The organism is Microlunatus sp. YIM B11417 (assembly GCF_059617205.1).
Window position 1 is genome coordinate 641,743 of sequence record NZ_JCAMPJ010000003.1, and the last position, 21,669, is coordinate 663,411.

Here is a 21,669-nt window from a genome sequence, read left to right on the forward strand (position 1 = left end):
GGGCGGATGATCACGAACGCGGCGGTGTACGCAAGGTTCGGCGGGCGGCTGGCGGCCTCGCACTGGCAGGCGCTGGTGCCGCCCGGCGTGGAGTGTGCGGTGGACCTCGCCGGCGACGGCAGTGCGGCGACCTTCACGTCGGACGAGGGGACGATCACGTTCACCCGGCTGGCCGACGACCAGGTCGGTCCGCATCTGCTCGGCCTGGAGGGCTACCTGCGCGGCATCGGCGCCTCGGACGGCCTGCTGGTGCGGGCGCTGTCGACCTCGGCCGTGTACGGTTCGGTGGCGGACCGGGACCTGGGCGAGGGACTGCCCGGCCAGCTGGTGCTCGACCTGACCGACCGCACCGGCGGCTTCTGCTTCCTGGACGGCCGGATGATCATCGACGCCGACGGCCGGGACCTGGTAGCCGACCCGGAGCGGCCGGATCCGGATCGGGTCGCCCGACGGGCCCTGGTCCTGCTCGCGACGACGTACCGCAGCGCGATCGAGGCCGGCCTCGAAGATCATCCCGCCTTGATGGCCGAGGAGGCGGTGCGGTACCGGGCCTGGCTGGACGAGGTCGAGCTGGGCTCCGAGCCGGAGCCGGACGAACGCGATCTGCTGGACCAGCCGCCCGGCGCCGTCGGAGAGGACCTGGCCGCCGAGCACGCGTTCGACGCGGAGGCGGCGCTGGCGCTGCTCTGGGCGCTCGGCATCACCGATGCCGTGCCGGCCCTCGATCCGGGCCGTCAGCCGTTCGACACGGTGACGGAGTTCCAGGTGCCGGGCCCCGGCCCGTTCGACGGCGGCCGGCCGGAGCCGTCGCTGCGCCCCGCCGGCGAGATCGAGCGGGAGTGGCGCCGGCAGCAGGCGCTCGACTGGCGGCTGGCCGACCTGCAGGTCACCAGGCGTCACGTCGACTTCGCGGCGTGGGCCCGGGACACCTGGTTCGGGGCGGTCGAGTTGGACGGGGTCGCGCTGATCGACGGTGATCTCGCCGTCGGCGGAACCCCGATCTCGGAACTCGACGACCGCTCGTCCTGGTGGCTGTGGCGGCAGACCGCCGAGCGTCACCGGGCCCTGAACTGGCTGATCGGCGCCAACCCGGTCTACGGAGCCGTCGGCACCCCGACCTGATCGAGCGCGACCACCCGGCCGTCGGCGTGCACGTCGTAGGTGCGGCCGGCGACCCGGAGCCCGTGCAGCACGGCGCCGGGATCGAGGTCCCGCAACACGGGCCGGGCGGTGACCGCACCGTCGGGGCCGACCCGGACGCCGAACAGCGACTCGATCACCAGTGCGACCCAGGCTCCCGAGGAGGAGCAGGACCAGTCGATGATGTACGGCAGCTGCGGCGGGGCCTTCCGGGCGCCGCCGTTGATGCCCGGCTGGGCCTCCTCGACGAAGTGCGCCTGGCCGGTCGGGCCCTGGTTCGCGGTCCGGGCCAGGCCGGGCAGCCAGTCCAGCGCGACATCGGCGGCGCCGAGCTCGACCAGGGCACGGGCGGCGTCGGCGGGCCAGGCCGGGTAGGCGCCGTTCCACTGGTGGTCCGGCCGGACACTGAAGCTGGCGTCCGGGTCGTACGGCGACAGGGCGCGGATCCAGTTCGGCGTCTGCAGCTCGCGCCGGAAGAAGTCGATCATCTCCGTCCGGACCTGCGGGTCAAGATCATCGGCGATCGTGGTGCCGACGATGCTGAAGTCGTAGCAGTGCCGGACGCCGAGCCGGGTGCCGTCCGGCTGCCGGGCCGCGAAGAACCCGGTGCCGTCCTCGTACAGGTCGATCACGTGCGGCAGCAGCTCGTCCGCCGTCTTCCGGAGTTGATCACCGTCCTGGCCGACCCGATCCAGCAGGTCCGCGGTGGTTCGCAGGTTCCACACGTTCGCCGCATTCAGGCTGGCCACCTCGTGCGTGTACGAGCTCACGCACTCGAGCAGGTTCTCGATCTCGCCGTAGTCCGCCAGCGGAGAGGCCTTGCGGAAGTCCTGCCAGGCATGGGCCCACTGTCGAAGATGATCATGGACCGGGCGACCGGCCAACTCCTCGGTCAGGAAGTCGTGATCACCGGTGTAGTGGACGTAGTCGTCGACCAGCCGGGTCATCGCGTAGTCGTTGACCGAGTACCACTGGCCGACCGGACCGCCGGTCAGCGACGAGGTGCCGAAGTGGGTGTGGATGTCGCTGGCGATCCAGTGCGCCAGCTGGCGCCGCATCGGCTCGGGATCGAGCAGCGCATGGGTGAGCGAGCTGAGACTGAAGTCCCAGATGAACGTGGTGGTGGACCAGTAGTTCGGCATCAGCGTGTCGTAGCTGCGACCGAGCACGTTGCCGGCGAAGTCGCGCCGGAACCAGATCACGCCGAGCACGGCCCACCAGTAGAGCCGGCGCAGCGCGTCGTTCTCCGTGGTCAGGATCGGCAGGCTGCCGGAGAACTCGCCGCTGCCCGGCGTGAAGGCCGCACTGAGCTGGGTGTTCCAGAACACCTCGGCGGCGGTGACCGCGGCCGGGACGTCGGCGGCGACCCGCCCGAACGTGGCCTCCGCCTCGGCTTCGGTGGCCGCGATCGCCTGCACGTAACCGATCCGGGCCGAACCTCCGGCAGGTACGTCGAGCGTCGTGTCCGCCGTGCCGCCGCGGGCGGTGCCGCCGATGCCGACCTCGTACGCGTCACCGGGCGCCCTGGCGACGCCACTCGCCCGGACCGTGGCCGGCCGGTCCAGCCCCTGCACCGACACCGCGGCGCCGCCCGGCTGGGTGAAGATCATTCTTCCGATCCCTGAGCCTGTCGAAGGGCAAGCCACGGTCTCGTTGGCCGCACTCGGTGACTCGGCCGACAGCCAGGCACCGTCGGCCGCGCGGACCCGGGCGTTCAGGGTGAACCCGAGGACGACCTGCCGATCCTCGGTGCCCAGGTTGTGCACCTCGATGTCGATCGCCACGGCGGTCTCGCCGGGCACGGCGACGGTGGTCGTCTCGATCCGCAGCCCGGGCAGTTCGGCGCTGCGCACCACCCGGTCGGGCCGCCAGGCATGGGTCACCTCGGCGCCGTACGAGGCGAACAGCCGGCCGTCCACGAACAGCGTCGCGGTGGCCGTCAGGCCCTGCGACACCGGCGGGAAGGTGACGGCGCTGACCTGGGTCAGGTCATGATCGACGCGCAGGGTGCCGAGCAGGTTGGTCAACCCGCTCGGCGCGATCAGGTCGTCATAGTGATGACTGACCTGGTCGGCCGCAAGATCATCAACGGTCGGAACGCTCACGGATTCGAGACTCCTCAGTACTGGCCGAGGGCGAGGCCCTTGGCGAAGAAGCGTTGGGTGCACAGGAACAAGATCACGGTCGGCAGCGAGACCAGCACGCCGGCCGCGAGCACGGTGGACAGCTGCGCTCCGCCGTACGTGCTCTGCATGCCGGCCAGCGTCGTCACGATCGGCCGAACGGCGTCGGACTGGGCCAGCACCAGGCCGAGCAGCAGGTCGTTCCAGATGAACGTGGCCTGCAGGATGAAGATCGCCACCAGCGCGCTGACCGACATCGGCAGGTAGACTCGGGTGAAGATCGACCAGACCGATGCGCCGTCCAGCCGGGCCGCCTCGAAGACGCTGTGCGAGACGCCGGTGAAGAAGTTGCGCATGACGAACGCCGAGAACGGGGTCGCGATCGCCGTGTAGATCAGGATCATGCCGATCCGGTTGTCGTACAGGCCGACCCGGGAGTAGCCGTCGAACAACGGCAGCAGGATCATCTGCAGCGGGAAGATCGTTCCGCCGAAGATCACCACGAACCAGGCGAAGCCGTGCTTCAGGCCGAGTGCCACGATGCCGAAGCCGGCGGCCGCGCCGATGATCACGGCCAGCGCGGGGGAGACCAGGCTGTAGAGCACTGTGCTGAGCACGCTGTCGGCCATCCCGGACAGGCTGAGGGCCTCGGCGATGTTGGAGAACAGCGCGAACCCGTCCGGGAGCCAGGACTGCCGCGAGTCGTACACGGTCGGGTCCTTGCTGGCGTTGATCAACAGCAGGTAGACCGGGATCAGCCAGAGCAGGCCGAAGACGACCAGGACCGTGGTGCGGACGATCTGGGAGGCCTTTCCGTTCATGATCGTCTCCTCAGATCTCGTTCTTGCTGGACAGTTGGCGGCGCAGGTAGAGCACCGAGGCGATCAACGTGATCACGGTCAGGAACAGGGCGATCGCCGAGCCGAGACCGTACTCGCTGTTGACGAAGGTCTCCTTGTACATGGTCAGGGCCAGCGTCTCGGAGGCCCGTCCGGGGCCGCCCTTCGTCATGCCCTGGACGATGTCGAACGTCTTCAGGCTGGCCACGATCGACAACCCGATCACCACCGTGGTCAGCGGACGCAGCATCGGCCAGATGATGTTGCCGAGCAGCTTGGCCCCGGTCGCCCCGTCCAGCCGGGCCGCCTCCAGCGGCTCCTTCGGGATCGAGTTCAGCCCGATCGTGAACAGCAGCGCGTTGACGCCGACGCCCTGCCAGGCGCTGGCCAGGATCATCATGATCGTGTTCAGCGGAGCGTCCACCAGCCAGCGCGGCCCGCCGAGGCCGAACGCCCCCAGTGCCTGGTCGAGCGCGCCGCCACTGGACAGGATGAACGACCAGATCAGGCCGACCCCGATCCCGGACAGCGCGTACGGGATCAGGAACGGCAGTCGCAGCCACGCGCCGCCCGGCAGGTTCCAGGAGAGCAGGGCGAGCACCAGGCCGAGGCCGACCGGGACCAGCAGGGTCCCGGCCACCCAGAGCAGCGTGTTGCCGACCGAGCCGACGAAGCCGCCGTCGTCGAACATCTCGGCGAAGTTCGCCAGCCCGACCCAGTCGGGACTGCCGAGCCCGTTGTAGTCGGTGAAGCTGAGGAACACCGTCCACAGCAGCGGTGCGTACAGCAACACCGCGACGATGATCACGCCCGGGGCGACGAACCCCAGCCCCGATCGCTGCGTCCGCACCGCAAGACTCGCCATCTATCTTCCTCTCGGTACGTGCCCTGAGCCTGTCGAAGGGCCTTGTTCGGTTGGGCTTCGACGGGCTCAGCCCGCGTGATCGCTACTTGTTCTCGGCGAAGTACTTGTCGGCCTCCGCCTGGATCGCCTCGAGGACCGGCAGCGGGTCGCCGGGGTTGGCGTTGAAGGCGCCGAACTGCTCCAGCGCGACGGTCAGGATCGGCGTCGGGGTGGCCTCGTAGTAGCGCTCGACCAGGGTGTACTTGTCGGTCGCCACCTCCTTGCCGAGTTCCTCGAGGCTCTTGTCGGCCACCGTGGCCTTCGGGTTGAACGGCACGTCGCCGCGGGCGGAGGACCAGGCGCTCTGCGCCTCCGGCGACATCCACCACTTCGAGTACGCGAGCCCGAGCGCCTTCTGCTTGGAGTTCTCCGCGACACAGATCGGGCCGGTCTCCACCGCGACCGGGGTCGCCGGCAGCTCCGGGTTCTTCGACGGGATCACGAAGAAGCCGTAGTCCTCGCCGGACTTCATCCCGGCGCCGTCCAGCGAGCCGTTGAAGAAGCTGCCGAAGTTGATCATGGCGAAGTCGCCCTGCTTGAGCCCGTTGGCCGGGTCGGTGTTGCTGCCGGCGTCGGAGAACCAGCCCTTCTTGTGCTCGTCCAACCACTCGTTCATGATCGCGACGATCCGCGGGTCGGTGTACTTCACCTCGCCGGTGGCCAGGCCGTTGTAGAGCGCCGGGTCGGTGCCGGCGACGAGCTGCTGGAACCACTGGAAGGTGAACAGCGTGCTGGTCTGGTAGTACGGCGTGACGCCGGCCGCCTTGAGCTTGGTCGCCGCAGCATCGAGCTCCTGCCAGGTGGTCGGCACGGCGACGTCGTTCTCGGCGAAGATCTTCTTGTTGTAGTACATCACCCAGTAGGCGATGTTCATCGGCACGCAGTACTGCTTGCCGTCGTAGGTGTACGTCTCGCGCAGGTCCTCGGTCACCCAGCCCTGCTCGACGGCCTCGGTCCAGACGTCCGTGGTCTCGGCGACCAGCTTCTCGTCCACCAACTCCTTCAGTGAAGGACCGGTCTGCCAGGTGAACAGGCCCGGGCTCTTGTCGGTCCGGAACGATTGCTTGATGAACGCGTCGTACTGGTTGGCGTCGGAGTAGCCGGTGGTGTTCAGCGTGATCTTGGCGCCCGGCTCCGAGGTCTTGTTCAGCTCGTCGAAATCGGGCTTCCAGGCGGCCTTGTTGGTGAAGAAGTCGAGCGTCCCGGTGACCGGCTGATCATCGGTGCTGCCCGAGCCCGGGCTGGAACAACCGGCGAGCAGCAGCCCGGCGGTCGTGGCCGCGGCGATCACGCCGGTGGCGAGGGAACGGAACTTCATGATCGAACTCCTTTGTTGTCGGCTGCGAGTGCCGGATCGTCGTTGTCGGTGAGGGAGGTGCCGCGGACGTACGCCTTCACGGTGGCGAATCGTTCCGAGCGCGAGTTCTCGGTGCGCCGGATCCGGTACGGTCCGACGGCGGCCGGGATGATGAAGGTCTCGGCGTAGTGGATCCGCAGCGGGGCGAAGGCGCCGGTCGGGCTGATCACCTCGACCTCGTCGCCCTCCACCAGATTGAGGACGTTGACCGTACCGTCGGTGTCGTGGTCGGCGTGGTCGCCGAACCAGTGCCGGCGGACCTCGATGAACTCGAGTTCGTGCAGGCCGGTGCGTTCCTCGATCACGTCGCCGTCGCGATGCAGTTCCTCGGGCCCCTGCAGCAGGTGCTCGGTGACCCACTCGGTGTTGCGGTCCCACTGGATGTTGGCCGCACCATGATCGACATGGACCGGCCGCGGGATCCCGTCCAGCCCGACCCGGCCCCAGTCCCACAGCTTGAAGGTGAAGATGAACGGTGTCGCGGAGATCTCCAGCACCATCGAGTTGGCACCGGAGCAGTGCACGGTGCCGGCCGGGATCGAGAAATGATCATGCTTGCGGGCCGGGAAGGCGTTCACGTACTTCTCGGTGTCGAACGGGTGATCGGCCTGCTGGGCCGCCCGAAGGTCGGCGATCATCGCGTCCGGGTCGATGCCGGACTTGAGGCCGAGGTAGACCACCGCGTCCTCGTCCGCGTCGAGCAGGTAGTAGCTCTCGTCCTGCGTGTAGTGCATGCCGAACCGGTCGGTGATGTAGTCGGTCAGCGGGTGCACCTGCAGCGAGAGGTTGCCGCCGCCGACCGTGTCCAGGAAGTCGAACCGGATCGGGAACTCGGCACCGAACCGGGCGTACGTCTTCGCGCCGAGCAGGCCGCCCGGCTGAGTCAGCACCAGGTCCAGCGCCGGGATCTCGACGGCATGATCACCGTCGGCCAGCAGCAGCGAGTTCTCCTCGGGCACGCAGTCGAAACACCAGGCGTAGTTGGGCGTCTCGGTGTCCAGGCCCAGCTTGTCCTGCATCCAGTGGCCGCCCCAGACCCCCGGGTCGAAGAAGGGCACCACCCGCAGCGGCGCGTTCACGGCCGCCGCGAGCGCGCCGCGGAACGCTTCGCCGGTGATCATTCCCGGCTCGCGGGCGACGCCGGAGCTGTGCCCGATCGCGTTGCCGTCGAGCAGGAAGTCGATCTTGCCGAACAGGTCGCGCTTGTGCCGGTCGGCGACCCGCCACTCGACGAAGAAGCCGCGCTTGTACTTGCGCAGGTTGTCCTCGGCGCCGTTGGCCGAGCGCCAGTTCGGGGCGCCGGCGCGCTGCCGCTGCTGGATCTCCCAGCGGGCCAGGTCGACCAGCACCAGGACGTCGGGCCGGCCGGCGGCGAGCGCCGCGCCCCAGCCGATCAGGACCGTGGCGGCGGTCCGATCGGCCAGCCGCGTCGTCAGCGCGGCGAGCCTTTCCTGGTCGTAGAAGGCGTCCAGCCGCAGATGGCTCATCACGCCGAACACACGGTCGTCGGTGAGGTTGTCCGCGATCCGGGCGTCGATCTCCTCGATCGGCCGGGCCGCCTCCCGTTCCACGTCGACGATCACCGCCGTCGGCCAGGCCTCGGTCAGCTGCCGGGTCAACTCGGCCAGGTCGACACCGGGGTAGGTGTCGACCACGATCAGCGGCGGCCGGTCCGCGGCTCGGTCGTAGGCCAGGTCGCGGATGCGGTGCCAGGCCTCGGCGCCGGTGATCACCGCCTCGCCCGCCGGCAGCGGCACGGTGGGGTAGCGGTCGTAACTGGACTTCTGAACGGGTGCGGTCGTCAACGCTTCCTCGCAGCGGTCGTGGGATCGGTGGACTCTGGGGTCGTGGTCTGCGCGGTCGCGGCCAGGGCGGCCAGTCCGCGCAGCACCGAGTCCTCGGGGCGGTCGGGGGTGATCAACTCCGGCCGGTGGGCGGAGGACCAGAGATGGCGATGCACGTAGTCGGTCAGCGACGGCAGCACCCGGTCGCGGGCCCGCAGCACACCGCCGGAAACGATCACGACCTCGGGGTCGTAGGCGTGGCAGAGGCTGACCAGCGCGGCGCCCCACACCTTCAGGAAGCGCGCCCGCAGGTCGGTGGCCGCCGGATCGTCGGCGGGCGCGGCGAACAGATCGGCCAGTCCGGGTCGGGCGGTCCGGGCCAGCGCGGAGGCTTCCCGCTGCGGGTGCCGGGCCAGGTGCAGTGGCAGGCTCCAGGTGCTCGCCTCGGCCTCGGCGCAGCCCAGGTTGCCGCAATTGCAGGGGATTCCGGCGAGGTCGACAGTTTGGTGGCCGCCCAGGATGGCCGCGTGATCATGGCGGCCACGGAGCAACCGACCGTCGATCAGGGCCGCGGTGCCGATCCCGGTGCCGAGCGTCATGATCACCGCGTCCGTCGCGCCCCGGGCACAGCCGTAGGTCACCTCGCCGAGCAGGGCCGCCCGGGCATCGTTCTCGATCATGGTCGGTACGCCGAGCGCCGCGGCACCCCAGGCCCGAAGATCCCGATCACCCAGATAGCCGTACTTGTCGTGCGCCCGGACCAGGCGTCCGGCCGCGCGATCGACGACGCCGGGGAGTGCGATGCCGGCCCCGTCGACCGCCACCCCGGACTCCTTGATCAACCGTCCGGCCAGCTCAGCGGAGCGGTTCAGGTCGGCCGGCTCCCCGGTGACGACGAACTCGTCCCGGAGCAGCACCAGCCCGTCCTGATCGAGCACGCCGATCTTGACCGAACTGCCCCCAAGGTCGATCGCCACCCGCGCCTTCGCGCCCTGCTCGCCTCCCGTCACCTTGGTAACGTTACCACCTTTATGCCACCCAATTTCGCCGACCGGTCACAAGAGCAGGCGTTTTGGCGGCGTGTCGCTGCGGAAGTGACGTGTCAGCATGCGGATCGGGTGCCGGGACTGCCGTGCGGGTGGAAGACAAGATCACCAACAGGACGGATCGCCGGGTCGAGCCATGCCTGCCGAAGGCGAGCGATCGCCAAGGTCAGGAGAGTTGGTCGGGGCGTGCAGCTGATCAAACTGTCCACTGGACAGCGGTCATCTGGCCCGGTGAACGTCGGAGTGGGTACCGCACGCCCCTGGTGGGCAGGGCGCCCGGTCTTCGGCCTGAGATGCAGTCGGATCCCTCGCGGCCGCCGTCGAGCGTGACAACCCGACCGACATGGTGTGGGCGGCAGGGGCGCCGGATGAACTCCGGCGAGCGCCGGGAAGGAGGGCGGGCGGCATCGAGGCCAGGGCTCAGCCGGGTGCCCCGACGCGGTGCACGCGCCCGGCCGCTCGCCGATCACGGGTCTGCACGATGCCCTCCTGTCCGGTTGCCGTCCCTCATGTCGACTCCGCGCGTCCTGAATCGACCGGTCATTTCTGCAGCGACACGCCGCCGAAACGCCTGCTTTTGTGACCGGTCGGCGGATTTGTCAGGGGCGGATGATGCGGAGGGTGACGGGGAGTTCGATCGTCCGGGCCGGTACGGGCTCGGTGGACTCCATCCGGTGGAACAGCAGCCGGGCGGCCTCGGCGCCGAGTTGGTGCGGGTCGTGGGCGATCACGGCGAGCGGCACGGGGGAGAGGTCGGCGAGTTCGAAGTCGTCGAAGCCGACCAGGGCCGGCAGTTGGCCCGGGTCGGCGCCGGCGCGGATCCGGCGGCCGATCTCGGACAGGGCGCCGATCGTGTTCCGGTTGTTCGCGCTGAAGATCGCGGTCGGCGGGTTGTCGGAATCGAGGAGTCGGGCCAGGGCGGCGCCGGCCGACTCGACATCCTGCTGGCCGCGCTGGACCAGTTCCGGGTCGACGGCGAGCCCCTGCTCGGCCAGGGCGCGTTCGTAGCCGGAGAAACGGCGCTGCCCGGTGAAGACGGAGAGAACGTTACCGAGATACCCGATCCGCTGGTGCCCGGCATCGATGAGGTGCCGGGTGCCGCGGTAGGCGCCGCCGACGTCGTCCAGGACCACGGTGTCGAGCTCGAGTCCGTACACCCGACGGGAGGCCAGAACCGCTGGCAGGTCGCCGATCCGGTCGGATCCGAGGTGGTCGGCGGAGCTCGCCGACGGGACGATGATCAAGCCCTCGATCTGCCGTCCGATGAAGTCCGCGACGAGCTGGGTCTCCCGGTCGGCGTCCTCGCCGGTGTTGCCCAGGATGATCCGCCGCCCGTACCTCGCGGCAACCTCCTCGACCCCCAGGGCGAAGGTGCCGTAGTACGGGTTCGCGAGGTTGGTGATCGCGACGCCGATGAGTCCGCTGCGATGCCCGGGCCGCAGGCTGCGGGCGTTCTCGTTGCGGTGATAACCCAACTCCTGAACGGCTTCCAGGACTCGCTGCTGCACCTCGGGGCGCACGCCGCTGCCGCCGGCGAGGGTCCGGGACACCGTCATCGGGCTCACGCCGGCCCGCTCGGCCACCTGTTTGATGGTCGGCTGTCTGCCTTCCGGCCCCGGCCGGCGTGGTCTGCTCATCGTTGGTAACGTTATCGCATCAGGATCGGCAACTCCGGGGTCCCCGCGAAACTGTTCGGGGGAGCGGAGCGGCGGAGAAGAGTTTCGTGGGGTGGAACGGCGACGACGAGGGGGACTTTGATCATGGAGCGACCGACCATCCACCGGCGGGCCCTGCTGGCGGCGGGTGCAGGCCTGGCCGCCTTCGCCGCGCTGGGCCAGCGCAGCGCCGGAGCCGTACCGAAGGACGGTGAACCGACCGCCGTGATCAACGAGCGGCTGACCCGCCTGTTCGGCGACTACGCCGACACGGCCGGCGCCTGGACCGGCGCCGACTCGGCCTACAGCGTGCCGCTGCCCGACGGGCGCACCGCCTGGCTCTACTCCGACACGTTCCTCGGCACCGTCAACCCGGACGGCTCCCGGCCGCTCGACTCCCCGTTCATCCACAACTCGATCATCCTCCAGGACCGCGACCGCCTGACCACGATCACCGGCGGCACCCCCGACGCGCCCGCCTCGCTGGTCGCCCCGGCCGGCGCCGACGAGTCCAAGACCTGGTACTGGTTCGGTGACGGCACGGTGGAGGGCCGGCGGCTGCGCGTCCTGCTGCTGGAGTTCGAGAAGACCGGCGACGGCCCGTTCGACTTCGCGTTCAAGCGCACCGCGATCGCCTCCTTCTCGTTGCCGGAGGTCCGCCTCGAGACGATCACCCCGCTGCCGGAGCCGGCACCCGATCTGCCGCTGCACTGGGCCTCCGCGGTCGTGGAGCAGCCCGACCACACCTACGTCTTCGGGGTCGAGGACCGGCAGGCCGAGAAGTACGCCCATCTGGCCCGGGTCCGGCCCGGGCGGCTGATCAAGGACCCGTGGCAGTACTTCACCGGCGACGGCTGGTCGGACGACCCGACGGCCTCGGCCCGGATCCTGGCCGGCGTCTCGAACGAGTTCAGCGTCAGTCGGCATCAGGGGCGTTGGTTGTTGATCACCGGCGACGCACGGCAGCCGCTGAGCGCCGACATCGTCGCGTACCGCAGCCGTTCGCTGACCGGTGGCTTCGGCGAGCCGATCAAGCTCTACAGCACGCCCGAGACCGGCGGCAACGTGTTCACGTACAACGCGAAGGCCCATCCGCAACTGACCCGTGGCGGAACCCTGGTGATCACGTACAACGTGAACAGCTTCGAGTCCGACGACCTCTACGCCGACGCCCGGCTCTACCGCCCGCGGTACGTGAACGTCTCCTTCTCCTGACCTGGTTGGGCGGAGCCTCACACCGTGATCACGACCTTGCCGCGGGCGTGTCCGCCCTCGACGTAGCGGATCGCTTCGGCGGCGGCCGCGAGCGGATACGTCCGGTCCAGGACCGGGGTGAGCCGGCCGGCCTCGGCATACTTGCGAAGGGTCGTCAGGTTGGCCCGGCTGGGCACCGCGTCGAACAGCGCCACCCGTTGCGGCACGAACCGGGCCGCCAGTCGGCCGCGGATCATCAAGCCGAGCGGACCGAAGAAGCTGCCGCCGCGGTACAACCCGCCGCCGGACAGGACCAGCGTGCCGCGCGGGACGAGGACGCGGCGCAGCGAGGTCAGCGACCGGTTGCCGATGAGATCGAGGAGGACGTCGAACCGCCGTTCCAGACGGCTGAAGTCCGAGGCCGTGTAGTCCACGACGTCATCGGCACCGAGTGAGCCGACCAACTCGACGTTCCTCGTACTGCAGACGGCCGTCACCGTCGCGCCGAGGATCTTCGCGATCTGGACCGCGAAGGTGCCGACCCCACCGGCCGCGCCGTTGATCAGGACCTGGTGCCCCGGCCCGACCCTCGCGGTGTCACGCAGTCCCATCAGCGCCGTGTTCGCTGCCAGCGGCAGCGCTGCCGCTTCGGCGAAGCCGAGGTTGGCCGGCTTCGCCGCGACCAGATCCTGCGGCGCGGCCACGTACTCCGCGAAGGCTCGCGGCGCCTCCCCGAAGACCTCGTCTCCGATCGTGATTTCCGTGACGCCGGCACCGACCGCCTCGACCCGACCGGCGAAGTCGGTGCCGCGGATCGTCACGTTCGGCCGGCGCCAGCCCAGGTCCGCGGATGGGCGTGCGATGTACGGATCGCCGCGCAGCACGTGCCAGTCCCGTGCGTTGACCGACGCGGCCCGGACCCGGACCAGGACCTCGCCTGCGGCCGGCCGCGGCGTCTCGACGTCGGCCAGCGCCAGAACGTCCGGTGATCCGTACTCGTGCTGAACGATGGCCTGCATCGCACCCCCCACTTACGTTGTAAGCCCCTGCTGCCAAGGCTGCCGTGCGCCATGAGGGACGTCAAGTGGTTCGGCGGCGGTCGGCGCCGCGAACGTCTCGTTATCCTGACCGGGTACTGGCGTCGGTACGGCAACCGGCGCAGCCTGGAATCATGGCAACGGCGCGACAACCCAGTGATCTTGACGACTACCTGTTCGACCTCCGCGGGTATCTGATCTTGCGCGACGCGATCGAGCCGGAGTTGATCACCCGGCTCAACGAGGCCTTCGACACCTTTCCCGCCGAGCTGGAGCCGTGGGGCTGGTGGGGCAACGTGCAGCGGTCCGACGACGGCGACAACGCCAAGGGCTACGAGTTGCAGAACATCGTGGAGGCGGGCCCGCCGTTCGAGGCGCTGATCGACCACCCGAGCTGGATCGAGTACATGCGGCGCTATGCCGGTGAGGTCGATTCCTACGTCGAGGGTCTGTTCATCGACGAGTGCTTCGCGTCGATCCGGCGCAGCGGCGGCTATTTCTATCTGCACTCGGGCGGCTACCACGGCGCGATGCGCGGGCAGTACCGCTACCTCAACGGGGTGTTCCGGTGCGGCCAGGTGAACGCGCTGATGGCGCTGACCGACATCGGTCCCGGGGACGGCGGCACCATGGTCATCCCGGGCAGCCACAAGTCCAACTTCGCCCACCCGCAGTCGATCGGGCGCGACCCGATGCCGATGGACGACGTCGAGGGCGCCATCGAGGTGCATCTGAACGCCGGCGACGTCCTGCTGTTCTGCGACGGGATCACCCACGGTGGGAGTTCACGGACCAACCCGGACGGCGAACGCCGGGTGGTGATCTACCGGTACGGGCCGTCCTGGGCGGCGACGCGGCACGGCTACCGCTACTCGGAGGACCTGCTGCGCCGGGTCAGCGGGCCGCAACGCAGGATCCTGGAGCCGGTCCGGCCTCGGCATCCGGGCGACGCGCGGCAGGTCACGGACGAGTATCCAGAGGATGCACCGACAGGCTGAGCCGGTCGGAAAGCGGTGCGCCGCGGGAATCCCGGTACGCTGTCGGCGTGCCTGGGGTAACCGAACGACTGGTGATCGCGATCGACGGACCGAGCGGGTCCGGCAAGTCGAGCACGTCCCGGGGGGTGGCCCAACGCCTCGGACTGGCCTACCTGGACACCGGTGCGATGTATCGGGCGGTGACCTGGCTGGCGCTCGAGCGCGGCCTGGACCGGACCGACGCCGCCACCGTCGCCGGGACGATTGCGAACGCCCGCCTGGAGATCGCGACCGACCCCGCCGCGCCGACGATCTCCGTCGACGGGACCGACGTGACGGCGGCCATCCGGGACCCGCGGGTGTCGCAGGCGGTCAGCTCCGTGGCCACCAACCTGGCCGTCCGCAAGGATCTGATCGCTCGCCAGCAGGCGATCATCGCCGCCGCCGAACCGGGCATCGTCGTCGAGGGCCGTGACATCACCACCGTCGTCGCGCCGGAGGCCACGGTCCGAGTGCTGCTGGTGGCCGACCCGGCCGCGCGGGTGGCCCGGCGGCAGGCCGAACTCGGCGACCGCGTTGATCATGAAGCGGTGACCGACCAGGTGATCCGGCGGGACCGGGACGACTCGACCGTCGCCCAGTTCACCGACGCGGCGCCCGGCGTGACCGTGGTCGACTCGACCGACCTCAACCTCGAACAGGTCATCGACGTGATCTGCGGTCTGGTGCCGCAACACGCCGGCTCCTGATCAGGAACGGGACGCCCTCCGACCTGGTCGAAGGGCCTGAAATCCAACACACGAAGGAAACACCGATGACCGAAACTGCTGCCGACCCTGCCCCGGCGGTACCGGTCGTCGCCGTCGTCGGCCGCCCCAATGTGGGCAAGTCGACCCTGGTGAACCGGATCCTCGGGCGCCGTGAGGCCGTGGTCCAGGACGTACCGGGCGTGACCCGGGACCGGATCTTCTACGACGCCGACTGGAACGGGCGGAAGTTCGTCCTGGTCGACACCGGCGGCTGGGCCCCGGACGCCGCGGGGATGGCGGCCCGGATCACCGAGCAGGCCGAACTGGCGGTCGCCACGGCGGACGCGGTGCTGTTCGTCGTGGATGCGACCGTCGGCACGACGGACGACGACGAAGCGGTGGTACGGGTGCTGCGCCGGAGCAAGAAGCCGGTGCTGCTCGCGGCCAACAAGGTCGACGACCTGCGCACCGAGGGCGAGGCCGCGAGCATGTGGAACCTCGGGCTCGGCGAACCGCATCCGGTGTCGGCCCTGCACGGCCGCGGTTCCGGCGATCTGCTCGATGCCGTGCTGAAGCTGCTGCCGGAAGCGCCGGAGGACACCGGTGCCGAGGTCGGCGGACCGCGCCGGGTGGCGTTGATCGGCAAGCCGAACGTGGGCAAGTCGAGTCTGCTGAACCGGATCGCCGGGTCGGACCGGTCGGTGGTCGACGACGTCGCGGGCACCACGGTCGACCCGGTCGACGAGCTGGTCAGTCTGGCCGGTGTCACGTACCGCTTCATCGACACGGCCGGGATCCGGCGCCGGGTCAAGGAGGCGACCGGGCACGAGTACTACGCCAGCCTGCGTACCCAGGGCGCGATCGAGCGGGCCGAGGTGTGCGTCGCGCTGATCGATGCCAGCCAGCCGGTCAGCGAGCAGGATCTGCGGATCCTGTCCAACGCCGAGGAGTCCGGCCGGGCGCTGGTGATCGCGTTCAACAAGTGGGACCTGACCGACGACGAACGGCGTCGCTACCTGGAACGCGAGATCGAGCGCGACCTGATCCAGTTCGGCTGGGCCAGCAAGATCAACATCTCCGCGCAGACCGGGCGCAGCGTCGACCGGCTCGGCCCGGCGATCGAGGAGGCCTTGCGGGGTTGGGAAACCCGGATCCCGACGGCGAAGCTGAACGGCTTCCTGGGTCGGCTGGTGGCGGCGCACCCGCATCCGGTCCGGGGCGGCAAGCAACCGCGGATCCTGTTCGGGACCCAGGCCAAGTCCGCCCCGCCGACCTTCATCCTGTTCACCTCCGGCCAGCTCGACGACAGCTATCTGCGCTTCGTGGAGCGCCGGCTGCGTGAGGAGTTCGGCTTCGTCGGCTCGCCGGTGCACGTCCAGGTGCGAGCCCGGGAGCGGCGCGGCCGTACCCGCTGATGGCCGACGACGGCAGCATCTCGCTGATCATCGCCGATGATCATGCGATGGTCCGGGCCGGCTTCGTGGCCCTGCTCACCGAGCAGCCGGGCTTCGAGATCGTCGGACAGGCCGAGAACGGTGCCGACTGCGTCCGGCTGGCCGCGGAACTGCGCCCCGACGTCGTGCTGATGGACGTCAGCATGCCGATCATGAACGGGATCGAGGCGACCCGCCAGGTGGTCCGCGACTCGTCGTCGCGGGTGTTGATCTTGACCACGTACGACAGCGACGACTACGTGTACGAGGCGCTCCGGGCCGGCGCGAGCGGCTTCCTGTTGAAGGATTCACCGCCGGCCGAGCTGATCAACGCGATCACCGTGATCGCCGCCGGTGACGCGCTGCTCGCTCCGGGCATCACCCGCCGGCTGATCGAGCAGTTCGCCGCCGCGGGCGGACCGTCGGCGCCGAACCGGGAGACGCTGAGCCGGCTCACCGACCGGGAGCGGGAGGTGCTGACCGCAGTCGCCCGCGGCCGGTCGAACGCCGAGATCGCCGCCACGCTGGTGATCGCGGAGCAGACGGTGAAGACGCACGTCTCCCGCATGCTGACCAAGCTGGGCCTGCGGGACCGGGCCCAGCTGGTCGTCGCCGCGTACGAGTCCGGGCTGGTCACGCCGGGACGCTGACCGGTTGCCGGACGGCCTGGATCGAGGGCCGGTGCACCGGGCCGCCGACCAGCCGGAGCGACCCGGCCAGACCGAGCGCGGCCGCGGTGGCCGAGAGGACCGAGAACCCGGCGATCAGGACCGCCGCGACGGCGGCGATCGCGACCAGGACGGCACCGAGGACCTGGGCCGTGGACCGGGCTGGGTGATCGGCCCGGGGCCGAGCGGCGTGCTCGAACCGGCCGAGCAGCCGGGCCGCGATGATCATGACCAGGGCGATCGCTGCCAGCCAGTAGGCGCGGGTGATCCACCAGGCCGGGCTGAGCGGGTCCGGGAACGGCAGCCCGGCGGCGAGGCCGACCAGGGCGACGCAGACCAGGACCGCCATGTGCCAGAGGTAGATCGTCAGCGCCCGGCCGTTGATCGCGTCGGTGGCGGCCGCCACGGCGGGACGGGCAGTGAGCCGGCGCAGGGCGCGTTCGGCGAAAGTGAGGGCGAGCGCCTGGACGACGCCGAGCACCAGCAGCAGGCAGGTCGGCGGGTTCAGGTTGTCGATCAGGTTGGGCGAGTAGCCACCGGCGCAACCGATCACGATCATGGCCGCGACGCCGAGCAGGACGGCCGCCGGAAGTCGGCGCCGGTCGATCCGGCGGAACCAGCCGTCGGTGTAGCCGAACCCGAGCTGCTGCACGGCGAGCCAGACGAAGCCGAGGTTGAGGAACCCGATCGCCTCGAGCCCGGTCGCGGACCGGACCAGATCGATCAACACGGCACCCGCGGCGAGCGTCAGCAGGGTCCGGCGCGGCGCGGTCTCGTGCAGCCGGGCCATGATCGGCACCAGGGCGGTGACGCCGAGATAGACGCCGAGGAACCACATCGGCTGACCCATCCGGTAGCCCACCTGGGCCAGCAGGTCGCCCGGGACGCCGAGCAGTGAGGCCAGCCCGAATCCGGCCGCGATGGTGCCGAACGTGATCACCGCCGGCCTGGCCAATCGAACCAGCCGCACGTGAACGTAGGCGGCCGGCGTGGCGCCGCGGGCCCGGAGCCGGCGCCAGTGGGTGAGGCTGGCGAAGCCGCCGGCCAGGAAGAACAGAGGCATGATCTGGACCAGCCAGGTGAGGACGGCGAACCAGGACTGGCCGTGCGTCGCGTCGAACACCGCGAGCTGCCCACCGTCGACGGAGATCCCGGCCATGAACGCATGCAGCGCGACCACGATGATCAGACACCCGGCGCGAACCAGGTCGATCACCGGGTCGCGGCCGACCAGCGTGGGGGAGTGCGGTCCATGATCATTGTTCATGATCATGACCCTAGGAACGCGGGACCGCTGTGACGTCACCCGGCGGAGCGGTCTTCGAGGCCGTACCGGAGTAGTTGGAGATCCCTCCAGCACCCGGCGCTGGGGCTAACAGCACCAGCTGCTGGGGCTAACCGGAACCCTCGGACGCGAAGTCGTACGCGACACCGACGAGCGCGAGCAGTTCGTCGTCGAGATCCGCGGCCGACCGGAGCGTGAAGTAGTGCACCACGCGGACCGCCGAAGGGTCCGGTGCGGAGATCAATTTCGGGTGCTCGACCCGGCCCGGCAGATACAAGATCAGCTGCACCGTTCGCGCCCGAGGCCGGAATTCCGCCAGCTTACGGTCGGTCTTCAAGAACACACCGACCCGCACCGCGTCCTCGTGCACCGGCCCGTGCTGCCGTACCTCATCGATGATCATGGTGTAGCAGTCCCGCATCCACGGCGCCGCCGGCGCCAGCGACTCCGCGACCGTCGACCCCGGCACGCAGCTGTGCCCCTGCCCGGTCGCCGCGAACTCGCGGTCACACCGGGGACAGATCCACCGAGCCATGCCGCCCATTCTCGGTCACCGCCACGCGGACCGGGAACCGCGTTGGGCCGGACGCCGCGCGCATAGTAGAGTTCCCGCTGTTGCCCTGATCCTCGGACCGGGGCGAACGGGCTGTGGCGCAGTTTGGTAGCGCACTTGACTGGGGGTCAAGGGGTCGCAGGTTCAAATCCTGTCAGCCCGACATCGCATGATCGACGTTCCGCTGGGCACGATCGGGTGCCCGTGGTGCAGTTCCCCTTCATCGGACCGATGCGACCAGAAGGCAGTCGGATCTGGTGCGATCCGGTGGGGGGAGAGTCGTCGGCGGCGGCCCGTCGAACGTGTCTCGCCAGCCGCTGCCCTCACCACCTGATCCTGCTCGAGCTTGCGCCCATCGGGAGGCTGGACGCCCCGCAGAGCGCCCTCGACATACCCGCGGGTCCCGTCGGGCCAGGTGATGAAGGTCAGGACGCGCTCCGTATCGTCCTCCTCGAGCAGGATGCAATCGCAGCTCTCGACGTAGCGGAGCTTGCCGGTCCAGTCGATCCCTTCGAAGTCATCGGCGGGACCGTACGGGGCGGTGAGCAACAGAACCTTCGGGTTGCTGCCGGTGAACCCAACCTTCTCATCGCCGGAGAGGCCCGCATCCCCGGACCCGGTGCAGGCTGTCGCCATCAAGAGCACCAGAGCGGCCGGAAGCACAGCCGCGAAACACCTCGGAATCCTCATCGATCCCCCCCCCGACGCCAGGTAACCCCTCGATCGTAGTTCAGCTGTGCAACGGCCGACTCGGGACGGCGGATCCAACGTGCCTTCCGATCGGGGTGCTGGTCGTCTGCGTGCTGACCCCCACCCATCCGGCCGTGACGATCGTCTGCGCCTGCGCGGTGATCCTGTGCCTGGCCGTGATGACGATCGGTCGCGCGTACCGGGCGAGGCTGACGCGCTGAGCCTCCCTCGGCGTTTCAGAGGTCTGGCCGGAGTGCTGCAGGGTCCTGTGCGAGCCGGAACAGTTTCAGGATGTCCGGCAGGCTGGCTGGGTCGGCCAGTTCGAGTTCAGCGACGTCGGCGGGTCCGAACCACGCGAGTTGGTCGTGTTCGTCGGGCGCAGCATTGACCGGCTCCCCGTCCCAGCGCTCGACCACGAAGGCATGCAGTTCGATCGTGGGGTCGGAGAACGCCATCGGAACCGGTCGCGGGTCGCGGACGCGGATGGGGAGTTCCTCCAGGCACTCACGGATCACGGCTTGCTCCGCGGTCTCGCCAGCCTCGATGTGGCCGCCGACCAGGTCCCAGCAGTCGGGATACCAGCGGCGGTCCGGGTGCCGGTGGACGAGCAGGATCCGTCCGTCGCGCACCAGTGCCGCGGTGGCGATGGGGATCGGGGCAGGCATGCGGGCATCGTAGTGGGCGGCCGCCACGATGATCATGGAGCCCGGCACCGACCGGTAGCGTGACGGGCATGGCGGGCATCGTGTGGTGGGAGATCGAGACGGCTGACCCGGAACGGTTCCAGCGGTTCCACGCCGCGTTGTCCGGATGGTCGTTCGAGCCGGCGTTCGGTGACACCGACCTGGGTGCCGACTACTGGATCATCCGGCACGGGGACCGTGGCATCGGCGGCCTGCAGCGCGCCGCCCGGTCTGCACCGGCGCCGGCCGTCGGGACGCGGGTCTACCTGGCCGTCGATGATCTTGAGGCTGCACTCGAGCGGGTGGTCCAGCTCGGCGGCGAGGTAGAACGGTTCCGGATCGCGCTCGGCGGAGACGACCGCTGGTTCGGGGCGTATCGAGACCCGACCGGCGTCTCGTTCGGGTTGTGGACCGAGGTTCCCGGGCCCGGCTGAACCCGCCCGCAACGCTGCGCCCGGTGGCAGACTCGTCGCATGAAGCGGGCCTGGACGGCGGCCGTCCTCGCCGGAACGGCCCTGGTCGTCCTCGGCGGCTGCGCCATCGCCGATGAACCACCGGCTGAGGGAGGCGAGCCGGGGACCTGGGAGTTGCTCGATCCGGACTCGGTGACCGCAGGTACGACGGTCCTTCACCTTGGCGTGACCCGCGTCGACTGCTCCAGCGGTGTCACCGGCAAGGTCCTCGAGCCGAAGGTGACGTACGAGCCGACGCGGATCGTGATCGAGACGGACGTGGAAGCGCTGAACCTCAAGGAGGCAACCTGTCCGGGTAACCCACCGGTACGGGTTCGGCTCCTATTGTCCGAGCCGATCGGCGATCGTGATCTCGTCGACGGCTACTGCGTCAGTGGCGAAGGGCACCACACGAGCTACTGCTTCACTGCCGTGCGTCGACGTGGTCGCTAGTCCCCGGGTTCGCTCCTGAGATGCTGACCTCATGAGCGGGGTACGGAAGCCGGGCGGCGCGATGACCGCGGTGATCAGCGATTCGCCCGAGGGCCTGCGCTACCTGCTCCTGCACAGCGCCGAGACGGCCGACGAGGGCGACTGGGCGTGGGGCTCGCCGTCAGGTTGCCTCGAGCCGGGCGAGGACATCGCGGAGTGCGCGGCGCGGGAACTGTTCGAGGAGACCGGGATCCGGGCCGAGCCGATTCCGGTGATCACCGAGGACATCGACTGGGCCGTGTTCCGGCTGCGCGTCCCGTGGGGGACTCCGATCCAGCTGGATCCGCTGGAGCACAAGGGCTTCGAGTGGGTCGAGGTCGACGAGGCGCGCCGCCGCTGCCGCCCCGAACGTCAGCTCCGCAGCTTCGATCTCGCGGTCGCGGCGATCGAAGCGGCGTGAAGCGGCTGGCGCTGATCGGCTCGGATACGGCGTCCCGACGGTCCAGCTGAGCACTCGTACCCGTCCCGAGGACGGGGCACGCGACCTCGCCATGGCGGACGTGCTTGGCAGAGCACGACGTGGAGCTGATCGTCCTCGCCGGCTACCTGAAGAAGATCGGTCCGCCGGCCGGTCGGAATAGCCGTCGGTCCTTGGGCGCTGCAGGGAG

21 protein-coding genes and 1 tRNA gene are annotated in these 21,669 nt (G+C 69.6%); 10 read left to right on the forward strand and 12 right to left on the reverse strand.

The window, feature by feature from the left end; all coding sequences use genetic code 11:
• Nucleotides 1-6: 6 nt before the first annotated feature.
• Entirely contained in the window at nt 7-1,122 is a 1,116-nt protein-coding gene (locus AC6CCG_RS18130; RefSeq protein WP_496655995.1) for a DUF4272 domain-containing protein, read from the forward strand.
• On the opposite strand, the gene AC6CCG_RS18135 is transcribed toward AC6CCG_RS18130, so the two are convergent.
• The 7 genes from AC6CCG_RS18135 to AC6CCG_RS18165 form a co-directional block, all read right to left on the reverse strand.
• Entirely contained in the window at nt 1,095-3,245 is a 2,151-nt protein-coding gene (locus AC6CCG_RS18135; protein ID WP_496655996.1) for a glucosidase family protein, read from the reverse strand. The two genes, AC6CCG_RS18130 and AC6CCG_RS18135, sit on opposite strands and share 28 nt — an antisense overlap.
• Nucleotides 3,246-3,259: 14 nt before the next feature.
• The gene (locus tag AC6CCG_RS18140) at nt 3,260-4,084 is read right to left on the reverse strand and encodes a carbohydrate ABC transporter permease (protein WP_496655997.1); all 825 of its coding nucleotides are present in this window, start codon (nt 4,082-4,084) and stop codon (nt 3,260-3,262) included.
• A gap of 10 nt (nt 4,085-4,094) precedes the next feature.
• Complete coding sequence (locus tag AC6CCG_RS18145) at nt 4,095-4,967, reverse strand: carbohydrate ABC transporter permease (protein WP_496655998.1); 873 nt, start codon at nt 4,965-4,967, stop codon at nt 4,095-4,097.
• Nucleotides 4,968-5,049: 82 nt separating this feature from the next.
• Complete coding sequence (locus tag AC6CCG_RS18150; protein ID WP_496655999.1) at nt 5,050-6,324, reverse strand: ABC transporter substrate-binding protein; 1,275 nt, start codon at nt 6,322-6,324, stop codon at nt 5,050-5,052.
• Nucleotides 6,321-8,168: a class I mannose-6-phosphate isomerase gene (locus tag AC6CCG_RS18155; protein WP_496656000.1), complete on the reverse strand. Its 1,848-nt coding sequence runs from the start codon at nt 8,166-8,168 to the stop codon at nt 6,321-6,323. Before AC6CCG_RS18155 ends, AC6CCG_RS18150 begins: the two co-directional genes overlap by 4 nt.
• Entirely contained in the window at nt 8,165-9,157 is a 993-nt protein-coding gene (locus tag AC6CCG_RS18160; protein ID WP_496656001.1) for an ROK family protein, read from the reverse strand. The genes AC6CCG_RS18155 and AC6CCG_RS18160 overlap by 4 nt, the downstream gene beginning before the upstream one ends.
• 635 nt (nt 9,158-9,792) lie before the next feature.
• A complete protein-coding gene (locus AC6CCG_RS18165) occupies nt 9,793-10,830 on the reverse strand; it encodes a LacI family DNA-binding transcriptional regulator (protein ID WP_496656002.1) in 1,038 nt (345 codons plus the stop codon).
• Nucleotides 10,831-10,953: 123 nt separating this feature from the next.
• Between AC6CCG_RS18165 and AC6CCG_RS18170 the strand changes: the two genes are divergently transcribed.
• Entirely contained in the window at nt 10,954-12,063 is a 1,110-nt protein-coding gene (locus tag AC6CCG_RS18170; RefSeq protein ID WP_496656003.1) for a DUF5005 domain-containing protein, read from the forward strand.
• A gap of 17 nt (nt 12,064-12,080) precedes the next feature.
• On the opposite strand, the gene AC6CCG_RS18175 is transcribed toward AC6CCG_RS18170, so the two are convergent.
• Complete coding sequence (locus AC6CCG_RS18175) at nt 12,081-13,061, reverse strand: NAD(P)-dependent alcohol dehydrogenase (RefSeq protein WP_496656004.1); 981 nt, start codon at nt 13,059-13,061, stop codon at nt 12,081-12,083.
• 152 nt (nt 13,062-13,213) lie between these two features.
• Here AC6CCG_RS18175 and AC6CCG_RS18180 point away from each other — a divergent pair, with 152 nt between their 5' ends.
• The 4 genes from AC6CCG_RS18180 (at nt 13,214) to AC6CCG_RS18195 (ending at nt 16,888) form a co-directional block, all read left to right on the forward strand.
• Complete coding sequence (locus AC6CCG_RS18180) at nt 13,214-14,077, forward strand: phytanoyl-CoA dioxygenase family protein (protein ID WP_496656005.1); 864 nt, start codon at nt 13,214-13,216, stop codon at nt 14,075-14,077.
• Nucleotides 14,078-14,124: 47 nt separating this feature from the next.
• The gene (cmk, locus tag AC6CCG_RS18185; RefSeq protein ID WP_496656006.1) at nt 14,125-14,805 is read left to right on the forward strand and encodes a (d)CMP kinase; all 681 of its coding nucleotides are present in this window, start codon (nt 14,125-14,127) and stop codon (nt 14,803-14,805) included.
• A 65-nt stretch (nt 14,806-14,870) separates the two neighbouring features.
• The gene (gene der, locus AC6CCG_RS18190; protein WP_496656007.1) at nt 14,871-16,220 is read left to right on the forward strand and encodes a ribosome biogenesis GTPase Der; all 1,350 of its coding nucleotides are present in this window, start codon (nt 14,871-14,873) and stop codon (nt 16,218-16,220) included.
• A complete protein-coding gene (locus tag AC6CCG_RS18195) occupies nt 16,220-16,888 on the forward strand; it encodes a response regulator (RefSeq protein ID WP_496656008.1) in 669 nt (222 codons plus the stop codon). The genes der and AC6CCG_RS18195 overlap by 1 nt, the downstream gene beginning before the upstream one ends.
• Here AC6CCG_RS18195 and AC6CCG_RS18200 read toward each other — a convergent pair.
• Together AC6CCG_RS18200 and AC6CCG_RS18205 are read right to left on the reverse strand one after the other, a co-directional pair.
• Nucleotides 16,872-18,179 (reverse strand): acyltransferase family protein, encoded by a 1,308-nt coding sequence (locus AC6CCG_RS18200; RefSeq protein WP_496656009.1) that lies wholly within the window; start codon nt 18,177-18,179, stop codon nt 16,872-16,874. The two genes, AC6CCG_RS18195 and AC6CCG_RS18200, sit on opposite strands and share 17 nt — an antisense overlap.
• A gap of 121 nt (nt 18,180-18,300) precedes the next feature.
• Nucleotides 18,301-18,726 carry a DUF5655 domain-containing protein gene (locus AC6CCG_RS18205; RefSeq protein ID WP_496656010.1) on the reverse strand — a complete coding sequence of 142 codons (426 nt, stop codon included), beginning with the start codon at nt 18,724-18,726 and terminating at the stop codon, nt 18,301-18,303.
• Between the two features lie 107 nt (nt 18,727-18,833).
• On the opposite strand from AC6CCG_RS18205, the gene AC6CCG_RS18210 reads away from it, so the two are divergent.
• A tRNA-Pro gene (locus AC6CCG_RS18210) sits at nt 18,834-18,907 on the forward strand.
• Here the strand turns inward: AC6CCG_RS18210 and AC6CCG_RS18215 are convergent.
• Both AC6CCG_RS18215 and AC6CCG_RS18220 read right to left on the reverse strand, forming a co-directional pair.
• The gene (locus tag AC6CCG_RS18215) at nt 18,889-19,380 is read right to left on the reverse strand and encodes a hypothetical protein (RefSeq protein WP_496656011.1); all 492 of its coding nucleotides are present in this window, start codon (nt 19,378-19,380) and stop codon (nt 18,889-18,891) included. The two genes, AC6CCG_RS18210 and AC6CCG_RS18215, sit on opposite strands and share 19 nt — an antisense overlap.
• Nucleotides 19,381-19,670: 290 nt before the next feature.
• Nucleotides 19,671-20,135, reverse strand: a complete 465-nt coding sequence (locus AC6CCG_RS18220; RefSeq protein WP_496656012.1) for an NUDIX domain-containing protein — start codon at nt 20,133-20,135, stop codon at nt 19,671-19,673.
• A gap of 32 nt (nt 20,136-20,167) precedes the next feature.
• Here AC6CCG_RS18220 and AC6CCG_RS18225 point away from each other — a divergent pair, with 32 nt between their 5' ends.
• The 3 genes from AC6CCG_RS18225 to AC6CCG_RS18235 are packed head-to-tail and all read left to right on the forward strand — an operon-like array spanning nt 20,168 to nt 21,461.
• Nucleotides 20,168-20,551, forward strand: coding sequence for a VOC family protein (locus AC6CCG_RS18225; RefSeq protein ID WP_496656013.1), 384 nt, complete (start codon nt 20,168-20,170; stop codon nt 20,549-20,551).
• A gap of 39 nt (nt 20,552-20,590) precedes the next feature.
• Complete coding sequence (locus AC6CCG_RS18230; RefSeq protein ID WP_496656014.1) at nt 20,591-21,022, forward strand: hypothetical protein; 432 nt, start codon at nt 20,591-20,593, stop codon at nt 21,020-21,022.
• A gap of 31 nt (nt 21,023-21,053) precedes the next feature.
• Entirely contained in the window at nt 21,054-21,461 is a 408-nt protein-coding gene (locus AC6CCG_RS18235; protein ID WP_496656015.1) for an NUDIX domain-containing protein, read from the forward strand.
• The last annotated feature ends 208 nt before the right edge of the window (nt 21,462-21,669 follow it).